Raw genomic sequence first — 19,107 nt, forward strand, 5'->3', positions numbered from 1 at the left:
ACTGAAACTTGAGGGAGCCGGGCTTGCCCGCGATGAGGCCAGAACAGCCACCGCCCGACCCAACCTTGGAATATCCAACAATTTTGCCCCTCAATTCCTGCACTCCCACAGGCTCTGATGTGTTGCAAAGATTGCAAGCACACCGCTGAAACCTGTGGGAGCCGGGCTTGCCCGCGATGAGGCCAGAACAGCCACCGCCCGACCCAACCTTGGAATATCCAACAATTTTGCCCCTTAATTCCTGCACTCCCACAGGGTCTGATGTGTTGCAAAGATTGCAAGCACACCACTGAAACCTGTGGGAGCCGGGCTTGCCCGCGATGAGGCCAGAACAGCCACCGCCCGACCCAACCTTGGAATATCCAACAATTTTGCCCCTCAATTCCTGCACTCCCACAGGGTCTGATGTGTTGCAAAGATTGCAAGCACACCGCTGAAACCTGTTGGAGCCGGGCTTGCCCGCGATGAGGCCAGAACAGCCACCGCCCGACCCACCTTGGAATATCCAACAATTTTGCCCCTCAATTCCTGCACTCCCACAGGCTCTGATGTGCTGCAAAGATTGCAAGCACACCGCTGATACCTGTGGGAGCCGGGCTTGCCCGCGATGAGGCCAGAACAGCCACCGCCCGACCCGGCCTACAAATTTCCAACAATTTCGCCCATCAATTCCCGCACTTTGCACAAAATGCCGTTAGTCGCCGCCCCCCGCGATGGATTAAAGTAACGCCCCCAGCCCTGGCGTTATTCGAACGTCTTCGGTCACCCTTTCCAGGAACAGTCATCGATGGAACATCGTGAAGCGCTGCTCGCGCTGCGAACCTTTCTTTCAACGCAGATTCTCGGCCAGGAAAAACTCATCGAGCGCTTGCTCATCGCCTTGCTCGCCGACGGCCACATGCTGGTCGAGGGCGCCCCGGGGCTGGCCAAGACCAAAGCCATCAAAGAACTCGCCGAAGGCATCGAAGCCCAGTTCCATCGCATCCAGTTCACCCCCGACCTGCTGCCGGCCGACATCACCGGCACGGAAATCTATCGCCCGGAAACCGGCAGCTTCGTGTTCCAGCAAGGCCCGATTTTCCACAATCTGGTGCTGGCGGACGAAATCAACCGTGCCCCGGCCAAGGTTCAGTCGGCCCTGCTCGAAGCCATGGGCGAACGCCAGGTCAGCGTCGGGCGCAGCACCTACGACCTGTCGCCGCTGTTTCTGGTCATGGCCACGCAAAACCCCATCGAGCAGGAAGGCACCTACCCACTGCCCGAAGCCCAGCTCGACCGTTTCCTGATGCACGTGAAAATCGGCTTCCCTGACGCCGCCGTCGAGCGCCGGATTCTGCAACAGGCCCGTGGCGAAGCGCTGCATGGCGAAACCAAGCCCGAGCGCCGGGTCAGCCAGCAGGCGATCTTCGCCGCGCGCAAGGAAATCCTCGGGTTGTACATGGCCGACGCCGTGGAGGAATACCTGGTGCAACTGGTCATGGCCACACGCACCCCGGCCAAATTCGACCCGGAAATGGCCGAATGGATCGCCTACGGCGCCAGCCCCCGTGGCTCCATTGCCCTGGACCGTTGCGCCCGGGCCCACGCCTGGCTCGCCGGTCGCGACTTCGTCAGCCCGGAAGACATTCAGGCGGTGTTGTTCGATGTGTTGCGCCACCGCATCATTCTTTCCTTTGAAGCCGAAGCCGCTGGCATCGACCAGGACCGGGTGGTCCAGCGGATTCTCGACGTCGTAGCCGTCGCTTGACCCCGATGAACGCCCTCCTGCCGCCCGAGCCGGGCATCCGCATCAGTCTTTCCGAGCTGATCAAGATGCGTCATCGCGTGCGTGAAGTGCAGTTGTTTTCCACGCCGAGCCAGCGCAGCCCGCTGATCGGCCTGCACCACTCAAAACTGCGCGGGCGCGGGGTGGACTTCGATCAGGTGCGGGTCTATCAGGCCGGTGATGACGTGCGAAGCATCGACTGGCGCGTCACCGCCCGAACCCAGGAACCCCACACCAAGCTGTTCCACGAAGAACGCGAGCGACCGATTTTCATCATGGTCGAACAGAGCTGCCGGCTGTTTTTCGGCTCGGGGCTGATGTTCAAGTCGGTGCTCGCCGCCCAGGCCGCCAGCCTGATTGGCTGGGCCGCACTGGGCCACAACGACCGAGTCGGCGGGCTGGTGTTCGGCGACAACGAACACTACGAGATCAAGCCGCGACGCAGTAAACAGAGCCTGCTGCAATTGCTCAACCGACTGGTACGGGTTAATCAGTCGCTGCACACCGAACGCGAACCCGACCGCGACGCCTTCGGCATTGCCTTGCGCCGCGCCCGTGAAGTGTTGCGCCCTGGCAGCCTGGTGATCGTGATCTGCGACGAACGCGCCTTGTCCGACGGTGCCGAGCAGCAGTTGAGCCTGTTGTCACGCCATTGCGACCTGTTGCTGCTGCCCGTGTCCGATCCGCTGGATCACGCCCTGCCCGCCGCCGGGCTTTTACGCTTCGCGGAACGGGGGGCGCAGCTGGAACTCGACACGTTGAATTACGACTTGCGCCAGGCGTATCGCGCACAAGCGGAAGCGCGCATCGCTCGCTGGGAGCTGCTGGCGCAGAAACTGCGGGTATTGCTGATGCCTTTGAGCACCCAAAGCGAAATGGTCGAGCAACTGCGCGAATACCTGAACCCGCAGCGTCCGGGGAAAGGTCGATGAGCAGCCTCGATCAACTGCAACCGCTGATTTCCCCGCCACCGATCGGCTTCTGGCCGCCGGCGCCGGGCTGGTGGCTACTGCTGTTATTGCTGCCATTGATCGGTTTCGGCCTGTGGCAGTTGCGCCGTTTCATTCCGAACAAGCGCCCTGTCGTCCGCGCCGAACAACCGCTGGACCCTGTGCGTCTCGCGGCGCTGGCCGAACTCGCCCGGATGCCCAAGCCCTATGACGGCGCCCCGGCCGGTGCCTGGCTACAGCAACTCAACGGGTTGCTCAAACGCTTGTGCCGCAACCATTACCCCTACAGCCAGAGCCACACCCTTAACGGGCGCAAATGGCTGGCATTCCTCGATAACCGCTGCCCGGCCGCCGGCCTCACGCGCTGGATGGTGCTGGTGGAAGGCGCCTACAAACCCGAATGCAAACTCGACGACAAAGCCATCGCCGGCCTGACTCAAGCCGTCGACACCTGGATTCGCAAACATGTTTGAGTTCGCCTGGCCGTGGATCTTCGCCCTGCTGCCACTACCGTGGCTGATGCGGGTGCTGTTGCCGGTGGCCGACAGTGGCGAACCTGCGCTCAAAGTCAGCTTCCTCAGTGACCTCGAAGGCCTCGCTCGCCGCCGCGCCCGGGCGAATCTGCCAGCGTGGCGTCAGCAAGCACCGTTCATTTTGCTGTGGCTGCTATTGCTGATCGCCGCCGCGCGCCCGCAATGGCTCGGCGACCCCCTGCCGGTTGCCGCCAGTGGCCGCGATCTGCTGGTGGCGGTGGACGTGTCCGGCTCCATGGATTTCCCCGACATGCAGTGGCAGGACGAAGGCGTCAGCCGACTGTCGCTGGTGCAGCATTTGTTCGGTGATTTTCTTGAAAGTCGCGATGGCGACCGGGTCGGGTTGATCCTGTTCGGCAGCCAGGCCTATCTGCAATCGCCACTGACCTTCGATCGGCACACCGTGCGCGTGTGGCTCGACGAAGCGCGAATCGGCATCGCCGGCAAGAACACCGCCATCGGCGATGCCATCGGCCTGGCCCTCAAACGCCTGCGTCAACGCCCGGCACAAAGCCGTGTGCTGATTCTGGTCACCGATGGCGCCAACAACGGCGGCGAGATTGACCCGCTGACCGCCGCACGACTGGCGGCCAACGAAGGCGTGAAAATCTACCCGATCGGTATCGGCGCCGACCCGGAGCAAAGCGGCACCCTGGGATTTCTGGGCATCAACCCGAGCCTGGACCTCGACGAACCGGCCTTGAAAGCCATCGCCCAAGCCACCGGTGGCCAATACTTCCGCGCCCACGACGGCGAGGAATTGCAGGCGATCAAGCGCACCCTCGACCAACTGGAACCCGTGACTCAACAACCCACCCAAGCCCGCCCGGCCCAAGCGTTGTATCACTGGCCTTTGGCGATGGCGCTGCTGTTGAGCATGCTGCTGGTGATCCGCGAGCGCTGGCCGGACAACCCGTTGCAACGGTTGTTTACCAAAGAGCGGTTTCTGCCATCGCAACTGCCCGACTGGCGTCAGCGACTCAAACGCCTGCGTCTGCGGAGGCGTCGATGATTGCGCTCTGGCCGCACTGGTTCCGTCCCTGGTGGCTGCTGTTGTTGCCGCTGCTGGGCTGGTTGCTCTGGCAACTCTGGCATCGGCAGAAACGCGCCGGTCGCTGGCAAATGATTCTGCCCCCCGCCTTCCATGCCGCGTTGCTCAGTGGTGGCAGCGGTCGCGAGAGCAAACTGCCATGGGTCGCCCTGGGTCTGGCCTGGGTGCTGACCGTGCTGGCCCTGCTGGGGCCGAGCTGGCAGCGCGTCGAACAAACCAGCCAGAAACCCGCCGACCCGCTGGTGGTGTTGCTTGAGCTGACCCCGGAAATGCTCGCCACCGACATTGTGCCGAACAGGCTGGAGCAAGCCCGGCGCAAGCTGTTCGACCTGCTGCAAAACCGTAGCGATGCGCAGACCGCAATCATCGTCTACGCCGGCAGCGCCCACACCTTGGTGCCGCTGTCGGACGACCTGTCGACCAGCCGCAACCTGCTGGATGCGCTCAAGCCGTCGCTGATGCCCCAGGCCGGTCATCGTGCCGATCTGGCGGTGGCCAAGGCCCTTGCGTTGTTGGATCAGGGCGCCCTCGGCCAGGGTCGGATCCTGCTGATCGGTTCGTCGCTGACAGAACAGGAGCGCCAAGGGATTCGTCAGGCGCTGGACGACAAGTCCACGCAATTTCTGATGCTCGGTATCGGTACCGCCGAAGGTGCGCCGGTCGCACAGGACGACGGCAGTTTCCTCAAGGATGACTTGGGCGCAATTCTGGTGCCGCGTCTGGACGGCCCCAGCCTGAAGGCCTTTGCCAACGGGCTGGGTGGACGTTACCGCCAGGCGCGTCTGGACGATGCCGACCTGCGCGGCCTCGGCCTGCTCGACGGCCCACGGGATCTGCGCAACGACGGCCAGACGCTGCGTCTCGACACTTGGGCCGATCAGGGTTACTGGCTGCTGCTGCCACTGTTATTGCTGGCCGCTTGTGCCGGGCGCCGCGGCTGGCTGTTCTGCCTGCCGCTGCTGTTCCTGCTGCCGCAACCAAGTTACGCCTTCGATTTCGAAGACCTGTGGCTGCGTCCCGATCAGCAGGGCCTGCACTTGCTCAAACAAAAGCGCCCGGCCGAGGCTGCGCAGCATTTTGAAAATGCTCAATGGCAAGGCGTGGCGCTTTATGAAGCCGGCGACTACAGTGGCGCCGCTCAGCGGTTTGCCGAAAGCAATGACGCCCACGCCCACTACAATCGTGGCAACGCCCTGGCCAAAAGCGGTGAGCTGGAAGCGGCGCTGGATGCTTATGATCAAGCGCTGGAGCGTCAACCGGATCTGCGCCCGGCCCTGACCAACAAGGCACTGGTGGAAAGTCTGCTCAAACAGAAGGCCTCAACGCCGCCCGTCGAGCCGGACAAAACCGCCGATGGCAAAACCGAAACCATCACCCAGGAACCGCCGCCGGGCAGCGCCACCCAACCCAGCAATGGCGAGCCGAAAACCGACGCCGAGCAAACCACGCCGGACGCCGAGCAGCCGCCCACGACGCCACCGCAACCGGGCGCCAATGAAGTCCCGGGCAGCGAGTTGGGCGATGAGCAAAGCACCACGCCACCACGCCACCCAGCTAGCGACATGATCGAAGGCGAACAGCGCCAGGCGCTGGAGCAATGGCTGCGCAAGATCCCGGATGACCCCGGCGAACTGCTCAGACGCAAATTCTGGTACGAACAGCAACAACATCAGGATCAGGAAAAAACTCGATGACCCGCTTCACCGCCTTTTTGCTCGCCCTGCTGCTCTGCACCGTTCAGGCCCAGGCTGCGGAGCTGGTCGCCAGCGTCGATCGCAGTCGCCTGAATTCCGGTGAGACGGTTGAACTGACCCTGGAAACCAGCGACGTGACCCAGTTCGGCAAACCCGACCTGACCCCGCTGGAGCCGCTGTTCGAAGTACGCGGCACCCGCCAGGTCAACCAACTGAACACTCTCAACGGCGACACCCAAGCGACCACGCGCTGGATCATCACCCTGCTGCCCCGGCAAAACGGCAGCGTGGTGATTCCGTCGCTGCAACTGGGCGACGTCCAGAGCCAGCCGATTACCGTGCAGGTGATCGAGAGCGAAACCCAGGACAGCAGCACCACACTGGCGCCGGTGTTCATCGAGGCCAGTCTCGACCAGAACAGTGTCTATGTGCAGGCTCAGGCGATCCTGACCTTGCGCATCTACCATTCGGTGTCGCTGTACGACGACAGCAGCCTGACTCCGTTGCAGATTCCCGATGCGCGCATCGAACAGCTGGGCGAGTCGCGCACCTACGAAAAAGTCATCAACGGATTGCGCCATGGCGTGATCGAAATGCGCTACGCGATCTACCCACAACACAGCGGTGAATTGACCATTCCGGCGCAGATGTTCAGCGCCACGCCGGTCGATACCCGGCCGTCCCAGGACGCAACACCACAAGGGCCGAAACCGGGCAAGCAGATGCGCGTCAAATCTGCCGAGATCCCGCTGATGGTCAAGGCCAAACCCGGCACGTATCCGGCCGATGTGCCCTGGCTGCCGGCCCGCAGCCTGAGCCTGAGCGAAAGCTGGAGCCCGGAACCAGACCATTTGCAGGTCGGCGACTCGCTGACTCGCAGCCTGACCCTGAACGCCGAAGGCCTCGCCAGTTCGCAATTGCCACCGCTGCCCGCCACCGAGATCAACGGCCTGCGGCGTTACCCGGATCAACCGGTGCTGGGCAACCAGAGCAGCGAACGCGGCTTGATTGGCAGTCGCGAGGACCGTGAAGCCCTGGTGCCGACCCGCACTGGCAACATTGATTTACCGAGTGTTGAAGTGGTCTGGTGGAACACCTTCGAGGATCACCTGGAACACAGCAGCCTGCCGGCCCGTACGCTGCAAGTGGCGAGCAATCCGAGCCTGATCGTCGATACACCGGCGGGCAGCCTGCAGGTCATGTCCGGCGCCAACAACGAAGCCCTCTGGTGGTGGAAACTCAGCACTGTGATTCTGGCCTGCACCACCCTGCTGGGCTTCGGCCTCTGGTGGCGCGCCCGCTCGCAACCGGCAATCCTGCGTGCCGCGCAAACCGGCCCGAGCCCGCGCACCCTGCTCGACGACCTCAAACGCACCTGCCAGGCCAACGACTCCCACGCCACCCGCCAGGCCCTCGACGCCTGGGCCCGGCAACAACCGGAAACCCTGGCCGACATGGCCGCGCGTTTTGTGCCGTTGTCGGATGCTCTCGATGGTCTGAACGGCGCGCTGTACAGCGAAACCGGCCAGTACTGGCAGGGCGAAGATCTCTGGCGCGCAATTCGTGCGATCCCGACGGCCGAAGGGGTTCAGGATCTGGTTGGCGATACCGGCTTGCCGCCGCTTTATCCGAAATAATCACTGCACCCTGTGGCGAGGGAGCTTGCTCCCGCTGGGCTGCGAAGCGGCCCCAAAACCACATCACTCGTTTCTTCTGGCATAACGCTTCAACCATTTTGCGCCTGCTGCGCAGCCGAACGGGAGCAAGCTCCCTCGCCACAGGTCTTCGGTTCGATCAGATCCATCGCGCCATCCCATGTGTTTGCCAGTAAACTCTCCTCCCTTTAGTCGCTGTCATTTTCCTCGCGACCATTACCTTATTTCCTACGGAGTACGCCTTGCGTCTGTTTCACACCTCCGACTGGCACCTTGGGCAGAACCTGCATGGCCAGGAGCGCGATTTCGAGCACGCCTGTTTTCTTGACTGGCTGCTGCGCCAGTTGAAGCTGGATCAGCCCGATGTGCTGCTGATCGCCGGCGATATCTTTGACACGGTCAACCCGCCGGTCAAAGCCCAGGAACGCCTCTACGATTTCATCGTCAGCGCCCACGAACAGCAGCCCTTGCTGACCATCGTGATGATCGCCGGCAACCACGACTCCGGCTCACGGATCGAACTGCCCGCGCCGCTGATGCGGCGCTTGCGCACTCACGCCCTCGGTCGCGTGCTGTGGCTCGATGACGGTCAACTGGATGCCGAACGCCTGTTGCTGCCGTTGCCTGATGCCAGCGGCGAAATTGTCGCCTGGTGCCTGGCGCTGCCGTTCCTGCGCCCGGCCGAAGTGACCGGTGCGCATTTGGGCGATAACTATTTGCGCGGCATCGGCCAGGTTCATGAATGGCTGATCGAAGCCGCGAATATCAAGCGCAAACCGGGCCAGGCGCTGATCGCTATTAGCCACGCGCACATGGCTGGCGGTTCGGTTTCGGAAGATTCCGAGCGCAGCCTGATCATTGGCAACGCCGAAGCCCTGCCTGCCAGTCTGTTCGGGCCGAGCATCAGCTATGTCGCCCTCGGGCATTTGCACAAGCCGCAGAAGGTCAACGGTGAAGAGCGCATCCGCTACTGCGGCTCGCCGATTCCGTTGTCGTTCTCCGAGATCAATTACCAGCATCAGATCCTCGACATTCATCTCGATGGCGAAACATTGGTCAGCGTCGAACCGCGTCTGATTCCGCGTTCCGTCCACTTGCAACGACTCGGCTCCGCGCCGTTGGCGGAGATCCTGCTGCAACTGGCCGACCTGCCCAACATCGACCTGCTCGCCGATATCCAGCGTCAGCCGTGGCTGGAAGTGCGGGTTCGTCTCGACGAACCGCAACCGGACCTGCGCCATCAAGTGGAGACGGCGTTGCAAGGCAAAGCCGTGCGGCTGGTGCGGATTGCTGCCGAATACGCCGGCAATGGCAGCCGCGACGGCGTCGATGACGGCACAACCTTGATCGAACTCGATCAACTTTCGCCCCAGGAACTGTTCAGCCGCGCCTGGCAGGACAATTACGGCAGCGAGGTCGACGAACAAACGCTCAAGGACTTCGCCGAGCTGTTGCAAGACGTGCAGATGGAGAGCGAACAGCCATGAAAATTCTCGCGATCCGCCTGAAAAACCTCGCCTCGCTGGCCGGGCCGTTTGAAATCGACTTCACCGCTGAGCCCTTGGCCAGTGCCGGCCTGTTCGCGATTACCGGGCCGACCGGCGCCGGCAAAAGCACGCTGCTTGATGCACTGTGTCTGGCGCTGTTTGGTGCCGTGCCGCGCCTGAACAACACCGGCCGCGACGCCAAGGTCCCGGATGCCGATGGCGAAATCGGTACTGGCGACCCGCGCACCCTGCTGCGGCGTGGCACCGGCGAAGGCTATGCCGAAGTGGATTTCGTCGGCATCGACGGACGCCGCTATCGCGCTCGCTGGGAGGCCAATCGCGCCCGGGAAAAGGCCGGCGGCAAGCTGCAAGCCAGTCGCCAGAGCCTGCGCGACATCGATCAGGATCAACTGCTGGCCAGCCAGAAAGGCGAATACAAAGCTCAGCTCGAAGCCGCGCTGGGCCTGAACTTCGAACAGTTCACCCGCGCCGTCATGCTGGCCCAGAGCGAGTTCAGCGCCTTCCTCAAGGCTGACGATAACGACCGCAGCGAACTGCTGGAAAAGCTCACCGACACCGCGCTCTACACCCGTCTCGGTCGCCGCGCTTTCGACAAGACCAAAGAAGCTCGCGAAGCCCATAAGTTGCTGCAGGATCAGGCTACTGGGGTCACGCCGCTGTCGCCGGAAGCTCGGGCCGAACTCGATGAGCGCTTCAACGACGCTCAACAGCAACTCAAGACCCAGCAAGCGCAGCTCAAACAGTTGGAGTTGCAACACACTTGGCTCAAGGAACTGCGCCAGGTGCAGGACGCGCAACAAAGCGCCACCGAGCAACTGCACTCCGCCCAGCAACACTGGAACAGCCTGGCCGGTGAGCGCTTGAAGCTGACCCGCCTGGAGCAACTGGCCCCGCAACGGCATCAGTTCGCACGCAAGACTGAACTCACCGCCCAGCTCACGCCGTTGGCGGCGGAGATTCAGCAGCACACGCAACAGCAAACCGAGCTGACCGAGCGACAGACTCAACTCGAACAGAGCCTGAGCTCCGCCCAAACGGCGCTGACCCAAGCGCAAAGCCAACACAGCTCCAGCGCGCCCCTGCTGCGTCAGGCCTTCGAAGAGCAAAACACCCTCGCCCGTCTGGTCAAGGACGCCAGCCTCAGTGCCGACCTCAAGCAGCAGGCGGAACAAGCCTGCACTCAGGGTCAGGGCACGATTCAGGGTTTGCTCGACCAACAAAAACAGGTTGCCGAACGGTTGCAGCGGATTGCCGGTGAGCTTGAGCAAAGCACTCATCTGGCGCCGTTGAGCGATGCCTGGAACGCCTACCGCGATCGCCTGCAACAACTGATGCTGATCGGTAATCGCCTGAACAAGGGCCAGGCCGAACTGGCCGCCCTGGAGCAAAGCGCCGCCCGTGCCGCCGAGGAACTGGCCACACAGCGCCAGAGTCTTGAGGTGCTGTACAAAGAGGCCGGCGCTGAGCCTGAAGCGGTGGCCGAGCAGATTCAGATCCTCGGCAGCCTGCTGCAGGACAACCGCAAGCAACTGCGGGCCTTTGAAGAGCTGACGCGACTGTGGGCCAGCCAGCAGGAACTGGACAAGCGCGGTACCGAGCTTCAGCAGCGGCAACTCTCCGCTCAACAAGACCGCGATCGTTTGACTCAGGACGGTGTAAAGACCAAGGCCGAGCTGAGCGTCGCCGAACAGACCCTGACCGTCACCCGCGAACTGCTGGAGCGTCAGCGTCTGGCGCGCAGTGCCAGCGTCGAAGAACTGCGTGCGCAGTTGCAGGACGATCAGCCGTGCCCGGTTTGCGGCAGCCCGGACCATCCCTATCATCAACCCGAAGCCTTGCTGCAAAGCCTCGGCCGGCATGATGAAAGCGAACAGGCCAACGCTCAGAAAGCCGTCGACCTGCTCAAGGAAAAACTCACCGATCTGCGCGCCGAAGTCGGCGGTTTGATTGCTCAGCAAAAGGAATTGCTGCAACAGCAAGAACAGCTCGCGACTCAGCAACTAGGCCTGACGCCAAGCCTGGAAGCGCACCCGCTGTCCGCGCAGCTATTGGCGCAGGACGCAAGTAAACGCGATACCTGGCTGACCCAACAAAGCAGCCAGTTGAACCAGAGCATCACGCAGGACGAACAACGGCAAACCGCCCTGCTCACCCTGCAACAGGATGCCGCACGCCTGGCGCAACAACTGCGCAGCGCCGAAGCGGCGAGTCAGCAAGCAACACAGCACCTGATCAACCAACAACGTGAATTGAGCAGTGATCGCCATCGTCTGGACGAAGAACTGAAGACGTTCAGCACCCTGCTCCCAGCCGACACGCTCGAGGCCTTGCGCAACGAACCCGCCGCGACCTTCATGCAGCTCGACCGGCAGATCGCCCAGCGTCTGCAACAACTCGACCAGCAGCGCGAAGAACTCAGCGAACAGCAACAGCGCCAGCAGACGCTGGACAAAGAACAGTACCAACAGCAGACCCGCATCCAGCAACAGGAAGCTGCGCAGCAACAGTTCACGGCGCTGGCCGGGCAACAACAGGCTTGCCAGGAAAAACTGACGCAACTGTTGGGCGAACATGCCAGCGCCGAACAATGGCAGCAGCAACTGGATCAGGCCGTCGAGCAGGCGCGCACTGCCGAAGCGACGGCCAATCAGCAATTGCAAACCGTGCGCACACGGTTGGTGCAACTGGCCGCCGAACTCAAGGCTCAGCAAGAACGCCTGCTGGCGCTGGAAACCGAAGACCGTGATTTGAACGGCAAGATCGCCGACTGGCGTGCGCAGCATCCAGAGCTGGACGACGGTGGACTGGAAGATCTGTTGAGCGTCAACGACCAACACGTCAGCGAACTGCGTCAACGTTTGCAGCAGAGCGAAAAAGCCATCGAGCAAGCCAAAGTGCTGTTGCAGGAGCGCGATCAGCGCCTGCTCGATCATCAGGCGCAGCACAACGGCAATCTCGATGCAGAACAATTGGCCACGACGCTGGCCGAGCTGCAAAACCTGTTCGCCGCCAGCGAACATCGTTGCGCCGAATTGCGTGCCGAACAAGCCGAGGATCAGCGTCGACAGAATGCCAATCAGGCACTGGCGCAACAGATTGCCGACGCCTACACCGAGTACCAGCGCTGGGCACGCTTAAATGCGCTGATCGGTTCGGCCACCGGCGATACCTTCCGCAAAATCGCCCAGGCCTACAACCTCGATTTGCTGGTGCATCACGCCAACGTCCAGTTGCGGCAACTGGTGCGGCGTTATCGGTTGAAGCGCGGCGGCAGCATGCTCGGGTTATTGGTGATGGACACCGAGATGGGCGATGAACTGCGCTCGGTGCATTCGCTGTCCGGTGGCGAGACATTCCTGGTGTCGTTGGCCTTGGCACTCGGTTTGGCGTCGATGGCGTCGAGCACGCTGAAAATCGAATCGCTGTTCATCGACGAAGGCTTCGGCAGCCTCGATCCGGAATCCCTGCAACTGGCCATGGACGCCCTCGACGGTCTGCAAGCGCAGGGCCGCAAGGTCGCGGTGATTTCCCACGTGCAGGAAATGCATGAACGGATTCCGGTGCAGATTCAGGTTCACCGTCAAGGCAACGGCCTGAGTACGCTGGAGGTGAAATGAATACGCTGTATTCGTTCCGCCGCTGCCCCTACGCCATGCGCGCACGCATGGCCCTGCGGTATTCGGGGGTTGCGGTGCAGATCGTCGAGGTCAGCCTCAAGGCCAAACCTGCCGAAATGCTCGCACTGTCGAGCAAAGGCACGGTGCCGGTGCTGAGTGTGGATGGGCGGGTGATCGATGAGAGCTTGGAAATCATGCACTGGGCACTGGCGCAGAACGATCCGCAGGACTGGTTGCTCAAGGATGACCCGCAAGGACAGCAACGCAGCGCCGCGTTGATCGAAGAGAACGATCAAGTGTTCAAGGTGCACCTGAATCGCTACAAGTACGCCGAGCGTTATCCCGAGCAGCCGATGGAGTTTTACCGGTCAGAGGGCGAGGTGTTCTTACGCAAGCTGGATGAATTGCTGGAGGGACGCGACTACTTGCTGGCCGGGCACCCGAGCCTGGCGGATATCGCCCTGATGCCGTTCGTACGGCAATTCGCCCACGTGAATCGCGAATGGTTCGGGCAGACGCCTTATGGGCGATTGCAGGCGTGGTTGCAGCACTTCATCGAGTCAGCCCTGTTCACCGGTGTGATGCAGAAATAACACCGCGCACTTGTGGCGAGGGAGCTTGCTCCCGCTCGGCTGCGTAGCAGTCGTAGATCAGCTGATGAAGGCTGTCTGAAAACAATGAGGTGGCAGGTTTTGGGGCCGCTGCGCAGCCCAGCGGGAGCAAGCTCCCTCGCCACATTAGATTGGGGACTCATGCCAATACCGCGCACATCCCCAACGCCGAGCAATCCACCTGGAACGGCCCGAAGAATTCGCCATTGGATTTGATCGGCGGATTCCCCACCAGCAGCTCCAGAGCCTTGGCAGTCTGAATGTTGTGGGTGATGTTGTGGTTGCATTCGATGGCCCGAGCCACCGACCCCGCCGAGGCCTGCCCGATTCCCAGCAAAGAAGCGCCATTGGTCATGAATGCCAGGAAGGCGATGCCCCAGAGTTTGCGTCCTTTCATGCCCCCACCACTCCCGCTACGTCGGCGTGATCGACCATTACGTTTTGAGCACGGTGTTCGAATTGAATGGCGGGATAACCGACCTGGATCGGTGCTTGAAGGCTTTGTTGCGATTGAGCCGAAAGGCTGACGACCAACACCATGGCCACGTAAAGACCGATGGCCAGGTAGGCGCCGTATTTGGCAGAAGTGATGATTGCGCTGGCCATGGTGTTCTCCGTGGGCATGTTTCAGTGCCCACAGAGTCAATCAAAAAACAGAAGATAACTAGCGACCTTTATCCATAGTAGCTATCAGTTTTATTGATCATGAACCCAGCGTGTTTCAGTCCTCGATAAAACTCATCAAGCGCTCGCGGGCCGCTTCCGGCTCGTTGGGAACGGGCTCGGCGGCCGATAGAATCGGGGTGGAATAGAGAAACAGGAGAACCACTGCCAGACGCATCGCCATGCTGTCGATCCTTTTAGGGAAGGAGTCAAAAAATCAGCGCCAAATTTAAACTCATGGCCATGTGATATCAAGCAATACCTTGATATCAATATGATGCTGTCGTAAACGCGTTATGCAGGAGCGACATCACTTCGACGCTTTTCGACGCCTTACAGGTCGATCGGCAAGTGACTTCGCTCCTGCATAAAAGGTGCAGAGGCTTACATTTCAGTGTTGGGATTTGTGATCCAGAGCAGCGTAGAAGTTGGCGCTCTGTTGCAGGTATTTCTGGGTGTAGCTTTGGGTGTGGGATTTTTTGTCGCTGATTTCAACGTTGGCGTTGGCTGGCAGCGCAACGGTGGCAGAGATAGCGGAAGCGGCGATGACGGAGAAGAGATTGAAGTTCATGGCGGTATTCCTCGATTCAGTTGGCTTGCTTGCCCGGTGGGGCCGTGAAGCAAACTTAACTCCCGAGGGTCGGCGCCTTGAAATGCTTTGTAGCATTAGCCGATATCAGTCTCATTAATAGAAGGTTGCAGGCCCCATCAACCGGGGCCTGCGGTCTATTGACGCACCAGGAACTTGAGATCGCTGGGGGCGTCCATCGGCAGTTTCTGCACGGTTTTACCCAACAGCCCGGTCTTGGCGTCGCGCTCGACGACGACAATCTGGTTGCTCTTCTGGTTGGCAATCAGCACGAACTTGCCACTCGGATCGAGGCTGAACTCGCGCGGGTGATCACCATCCACGGAGCGGCGCTGCAGCTCTTTGAGGTGGCCGGTCGCCGGGTCGATGGCGAACACCAGCAACTGATTGGTGGTGCCACGGTTGCTGACGTAAAGGAACTTGCCATCGGCCGAGGCGTGAAGCGCAGCCGCAGCCTTGCCCGATGTCGGCAGACCCGCCGCCAGATCGACCAACTGCGTTTGCTCAAGCTTGCCGTCGCGGTAATCGAACACTGCGACCTGCGCGCTCATTTCCATCGTCAGCCAGGCGTGTTTTCCATCGGCACTGAACAGCAAGTGTCGCGGCCCGCTGCCGGGTGGCAATTGGACGGACGCCGGTTTGGCGGCGGTCAACGGCAGTTCCGGATTGGCCTTGGGATCGAAGCGATAGACGAAGATCTTGTCCGCCCCCAAGTCGTTGGAAAACACGTACTGGCCATCCGGTGACGAAACCACCGAATGCACGTGCGCTGACTTCTGCCGTTCAGGATTGACCCGGCTGGCTGGATGACTGCTCATCTGCACGACGGGTTTTAGCTTGCCATCGGTGCCCACCGGTAACACCGCCAAGGTGCCGCCCGGGTCTTCAGCCACCGAGTAGTTGCTGACAAACAAGTGGCTGGCATCGCCGCTGACGCTCGAATGCGTCGGTTCGTTACCCAGGGTTTGCGCCTGACTGATCAGGCTCAACTCGTGGGTCTTGGGATCAATTGCATAACTGCTGACGCGACCTACCGGATCGGCCTGACCGGGGCCGTTTTCGTTGACCGCGAACAGGCGCTGTTGATCCTTGGACACGGCCAGCCAGGACGGGTTGGCGCTCTTCACCACTTGCAGGGGTTTGGCGTCGATCTGCCCGGTGCGGCTGTCGAAGTTCAGACGATAAATCCCCTGGCTCTGGCCAGAGGTATACGACCCCACCAGCAACTCGTAACTGTCCGCCGGGGCCGCTTGCACGCCCATTGCGGCGACACTGCCGGCCATCAACAGTGGCCAGAGGTTACGCATCCTCATTCGTTTCGTCCTCGTCGTCACCACCGCCGAACGCTTCCATAGGCACCAACCGGTGCTCGCCGGAATCACCGGTAATGATCCAGCTCTTCAAGTCGGGATCAAACGTTGCCGCCGCGATCTGCGCCACGCTGAACTCCCAGCGCTTGAGCGCCCGCCCGTCCATGCATTCGATGTGCAGGTTATCGTCTTCATCGAGAGAAAAGTCGAACGCGTGCAGCCCGTCGATCTCCAGCATGTCGCAGTGTTCGAGGGCGTTGATCAAGGTGTCGTTTACGGCAGTCATGGCAGTCAATCTTTGAATGAGAAAGAGGCAATGATAGCTCATGCCGTTCCACTGGTCCCTGTGGGAGCGGGCTTGCCCGCGATGGCGGCAGTACATCCAACATCGCTGTGACTGCCAGATCGCTATCGCGGGCAAGCCCGCTCCCACAGGGATTGTGATCAGTCGTTAGAGGGCTTCGCGCGATGGCTTGCCGTCGACCAGGCGTTGGATGCGCAGCGGATTGCCGTTCTTCAGTGCTTCCGGCAGCAGGCTGTCGGGGTAGTTCTGGAAGCATACCGGGCGCAGGAAACGGTCGATGGCCAGGGTACCCACCGATGTGCCGCGCGCATCGGAAGTCGCCGGGTACGGCCCGCCATGCACCATCGCGTCGCAGACTTCCACGCCGGTCGGATAGCCGTTGAGCAGGATCCGCCCGACCTTCTGTTCCAGCAATGCCGTCAGCTCGCTGAACTGTTCAAAGTCCGCCGGCTCACCGATGATCGTTGCCGTCAGTTGCCCATGCAAACCGTTCAACGCGGCACTGAGTTGCACCTGATCCGCCACTTCGACGAACACCGTGGTCGGCCCAAACACTTCTTCTTGCAGCACTTCATCGCCATCGAGCAATAGGCTCATATCGGCCTTGAACAGTTGCGGTTGCGCCTGATTGCCCTGTTGCGGAACGCCCGCCAAATGCTCGATCTTCGGATGCGCGAGAAGTTTCTGCAGGCCTTTGCCATAGCTGCTCAACGTACCGACATTGAGCATGGTTTGCGCCGGTTGATCGCCAATCAGCCCCGCCACCTGCTGCACGAACGCACTGAACTGCGGCGAACGAATGCCGATCACCAACCCCGGATTGGTACAGAACTGCCCACAGCCCTGCACCACCGAAGCCGTGAGGTCACGGGCGACGCTTTCAGCCCGAGCTTCCAACGCTTGAGGCAGCACGATCACCGGGTTGATGCTCGACATCTCGGCGAACACCGGAATCGGCTGCGCCCGTGCCGCGGCCATGTCGCACAGCGCACGCCCTCCCTTCAGTGAGCCGGTAAAACCGACCGCCTGAATCGCCGGGTGCTTGACCAACGCTTCACCCACCCCGCCGCCGTAGATCATATTGAACACACCGGCCGGCATGGCGGTTTTCTCGGCGGCGCGGATCACCGCGTCGGCCACCCATTCAGCGGTCGCCATATGGCCGCTGTGCGCCTTGAATACCACCGGGCAGCCGGCGGCCAATGCTGAAGCGGTGTCGCCGCCTGCGGTAGAGAATGCCAACGGAAAGTTACTCGCGCCAAACACGGCGACCGGCCCCAGGCCGATGCGGTACTGACGCAAATCCGGACGTGGCAATGGCGTACGTTCTGGCAGCGCGCGATCAATCCGCGCCCCATAGAAATCACCGCGCCGCAGCACCTTGGCGAACAAACGCATCTGGCCGCTGGTGCGACCACGTTCGCCTTGAATCCGGCCGGCCGGCAATGCTGTTTCGCAGCAGACCACGGCGACAAAGTCATCGCCCAACGCGTCCAGTTCATCGGCAATCGCATCGAGGAATTGCGCACGTCGTTCAGCGCTCAGGCTGCGATAGGCCGGGTAAGCAGCGGCGGCAGCCTTCGCGGCGGCGTCGACTTCATCAAGGGTGGCCTGATAGAAATCGTGAGGCAAAGCCTCGCCAGTACTGGCGTCGACGCTCTGGAGCTCGACGGCGCCGGTAGCGCTGCGCTGACCGCCAATGTAGTTGTGGCCAAGAATCCGGGTCATGGGTGTCTCCTTAAAGTGTGCCGACGGTGCCAGGTTCGAACGCCGCTTCAACGGGCTCAATGCCATTGATCAAGGGCGCGCCGAACTCGGCCTGACTGATCTCGAATACGTCACCCGGTTGGGTGCGAATGCCGTCAGCGAAAGACAGGGTCGCGGTGCCGAAGAAGTGAATGTGCACGTCGCCGGGGCGCAGGAACTGGCTGTATTTGAAATGGTGATACTCGAGGTTTTCCAGGCTGTGGCACATGTTCGCTTCGCCACTGAGGAACTCGTTCTGCCACAACACTTCACCGTCACGCAGGATCCGGCTGGTGCCGACCAGATGCTGGGGCAATTCGCCGACCCGAAGCTCCGGGCCATAGCTGCAACTGCGCAATTTCGAATGGGCCAGATAAAGGTAATTCTTGCGCTCCATCACATGATCGGAGAACTCGTTGCCCACCGCGAAACCGAGGCGATACGGTTTGCCGTCGTGACCGATCACATAGAGACCGCTGAGCTCGGGCTCCTCCCCGGCATCTTCGGCAAACGGCGGCAACGGGAACGGCTGGCCCGGTCGTACGACGATGCTGCCGTCGCCCTTGTAGAACCACTCCGGTTGCACGCCAGCCTGGCCCGTCGCGGGTTTACCGCCCTCCACACCCCACTTGAAGATGCGCATGGTGTCGGTCATGGCGGTTTCGTCGCCGGCCTGCTGATGCATTTTGTCCCGGGCCGAAGCGCTGCCCAGATGGGTCAGGCCGGTGCCGCTGACCAGCATGTGCGCCGGGTCCGGGTGATCCAGCGGCGGCAGGATTTGCAGATTGGCCAGCAGCGCTGAATAGTCGTGGCCGATGCCCAGCCCCAGGGTTTGAACCTGTTGCTCAAGATTGACGCCCGCCTCGATCGCCGCCAGCGCCAGATCCCGCACCGTGCGTGCATCCCGCACTTCGCGCACCAGGCCGTCCTCGACCACGCCGACGCGGCGTTCGCCGTTACTCAATTCGAACTGAACTAAACGCATGATTTTCTCCTGTTAACGCAAAACTTCAAAACACGCAGAACCCTGTGGGAGCGGGCTTGCCCGCGATAGCGATCTGTCTGACACATCAATGGTGAAGGTGCTGCCGTCATCGCGGGCAAGCCCGCT

General features: G+C 61.4%; 17 protein-coding genes. 9 read left to right on the top strand and 8 right to left on the bottom strand.

Features of this window, described 5'->3' with window-relative positions; all coding sequences use genetic code 11:
- The first annotated feature begins 787 nt into the window (after positions 1–787).
- From AB3226_RS01565 to AB3226_RS01605, 9 genes are all read left to right on the top strand, one after another.
- Positions 788–1,747 carry a MoxR family ATPase gene (locus AB3226_RS01565; RefSeq protein ID WP_007901181.1) on the top strand — a complete coding sequence of 320 codons (960 nt, stop codon included), beginning with the start codon at positions 788–790 and terminating at the stop codon, positions 1,745–1,747.
- Positions 1,748–1,752: 5 nt separating this feature from the next.
- Positions 1,753–2,697: a DUF58 domain-containing protein gene (locus AB3226_RS01570; protein ID WP_367371731.1), complete on the top strand. Its 945-nt coding sequence runs from the start codon at positions 1,753–1,755 to the stop codon at positions 2,695–2,697.
- Positions 2,694–3,188 (top strand): DUF4381 domain-containing protein, encoded by a 495-nt coding sequence (locus AB3226_RS01575; RefSeq protein ID WP_038984065.1) that lies wholly within the window; start codon positions 2,694–2,696, stop codon positions 3,186–3,188. Before AB3226_RS01570 ends, AB3226_RS01575 begins: the two co-directional genes overlap by 4 nt.
- A complete protein-coding gene (locus AB3226_RS01580; RefSeq protein WP_367371732.1) occupies positions 3,181–4,260 on the top strand; it encodes a VWA domain-containing protein in 1,080 nt (359 codons plus the stop codon). The genes AB3226_RS01575 and AB3226_RS01580 overlap by 8 nt, the downstream gene beginning before the upstream one ends.
- The gene (locus AB3226_RS01585) at positions 4,257–5,993 is read left to right on the top strand and encodes a tetratricopeptide repeat protein (RefSeq protein WP_367371733.1); all 1,737 of its coding nucleotides are present in this window, start codon (positions 4,257–4,259) and stop codon (positions 5,991–5,993) included. The genes AB3226_RS01580 and AB3226_RS01585 overlap by 4 nt, the downstream gene beginning before the upstream one ends.
- The gene (locus AB3226_RS01590) at positions 5,990–7,630 is read left to right on the top strand and encodes a BatD family protein (protein WP_367371734.1); all 1,641 of its coding nucleotides are present in this window, start codon (positions 5,990–5,992) and stop codon (positions 7,628–7,630) included. The genes AB3226_RS01585 and AB3226_RS01590 overlap by 4 nt, the downstream gene beginning before the upstream one ends.
- A 260-nt stretch (positions 7,631–7,890) precedes the next feature.
- Positions 7,891–9,135 (top strand): exonuclease SbcCD subunit D C-terminal domain-containing protein, encoded by a 1,245-nt coding sequence (locus AB3226_RS01595; protein ID WP_367371735.1) that lies wholly within the window; start codon positions 7,891–7,893, stop codon positions 9,133–9,135.
- The gene (locus AB3226_RS01600; RefSeq protein ID WP_367371736.1) at positions 9,132–12,773 is read left to right on the top strand and encodes an AAA family ATPase; all 3,642 of its coding nucleotides are present in this window, start codon (positions 9,132–9,134) and stop codon (positions 12,771–12,773) included. The genes AB3226_RS01595 and AB3226_RS01600 overlap by 4 nt, the downstream gene beginning before the upstream one ends.
- A complete protein-coding gene (locus AB3226_RS01605; protein WP_367371737.1) occupies positions 12,770–13,366 on the top strand; it encodes a glutathione S-transferase in 597 nt (198 codons plus the stop codon). Before AB3226_RS01600 ends, AB3226_RS01605 begins: the two co-directional genes overlap by 4 nt.
- 157 nt (positions 13,367–13,523) lie before the next feature.
- Here the strand turns inward: AB3226_RS01605 and AB3226_RS01610 are convergent, their stop codons facing one another.
- The 8 genes from AB3226_RS01610 to araD1 form a co-directional block, all read right to left on the bottom strand.
- Positions 13,524–13,781, bottom strand: coding sequence for a hypothetical protein (locus AB3226_RS01610; protein WP_367371738.1), 258 nt, complete (start codon positions 13,779–13,781; stop codon positions 13,524–13,526).
- Entirely contained in the window at positions 13,778–13,990 is a 213-nt protein-coding gene (locus AB3226_RS01615; protein ID WP_367371739.1) for a hypothetical protein, read from the bottom strand. Before AB3226_RS01615 ends, AB3226_RS01610 begins: the two co-directional genes overlap by 4 nt.
- Before the next feature lie 115 nt (positions 13,991–14,105).
- Complete coding sequence (locus AB3226_RS01620; RefSeq protein ID WP_301271561.1) at positions 14,106–14,231, bottom strand: hypothetical protein; 126 nt, start codon at positions 14,229–14,231, stop codon at positions 14,106–14,108.
- A 207-nt stretch (positions 14,232–14,438) separates the two neighbouring features.
- Positions 14,439–14,618: a hypothetical protein gene (locus AB3226_RS01625; protein ID WP_367371740.1), complete on the bottom strand. Its 180-nt coding sequence runs from the start codon at positions 14,616–14,618 to the stop codon at positions 14,439–14,441.
- A 155-nt stretch (positions 14,619–14,773) separates the two neighbouring features.
- Positions 14,774–15,943 carry a lactonase family protein gene (locus AB3226_RS01630; protein ID WP_367375730.1) on the bottom strand — a complete coding sequence of 390 codons (1,170 nt, stop codon included), beginning with the start codon at positions 15,941–15,943 and terminating at the stop codon, positions 14,774–14,776.
- Positions 15,936–16,232, bottom strand: coding sequence for a DUF5629 family protein (locus tag AB3226_RS01635; RefSeq protein ID WP_038984082.1), 297 nt, complete (start codon positions 16,230–16,232; stop codon positions 15,936–15,938). Before AB3226_RS01635 ends, AB3226_RS01630 begins: the two co-directional genes overlap by 8 nt.
- Before the next feature lie 165 nt (positions 16,233–16,397).
- Positions 16,398–17,978: an aldehyde dehydrogenase (NADP(+)) gene (locus AB3226_RS01640; protein ID WP_367371741.1), complete on the bottom strand. Its 1,581-nt coding sequence runs from the start codon at positions 17,976–17,978 to the stop codon at positions 16,398–16,400.
- Between the two features lie 10 nt (positions 17,979–17,988).
- Complete coding sequence (gene araD1, locus AB3226_RS01645; RefSeq protein ID WP_367371742.1) at positions 17,989–18,981, bottom strand: AraD1 family protein; 993 nt, start codon at positions 18,979–18,981, stop codon at positions 17,989–17,991.
- Between the last annotated feature and the right edge of the window lie 126 nt (positions 18,982–19,107).

Source organism: Pseudomonas lini, assembly GCF_964063345.1.
Taxonomy (GTDB): domain Bacteria; phylum Pseudomonadota; class Gammaproteobacteria; order Pseudomonadales; family Pseudomonadaceae; genus Aquipseudomonas; species Aquipseudomonas lini_B.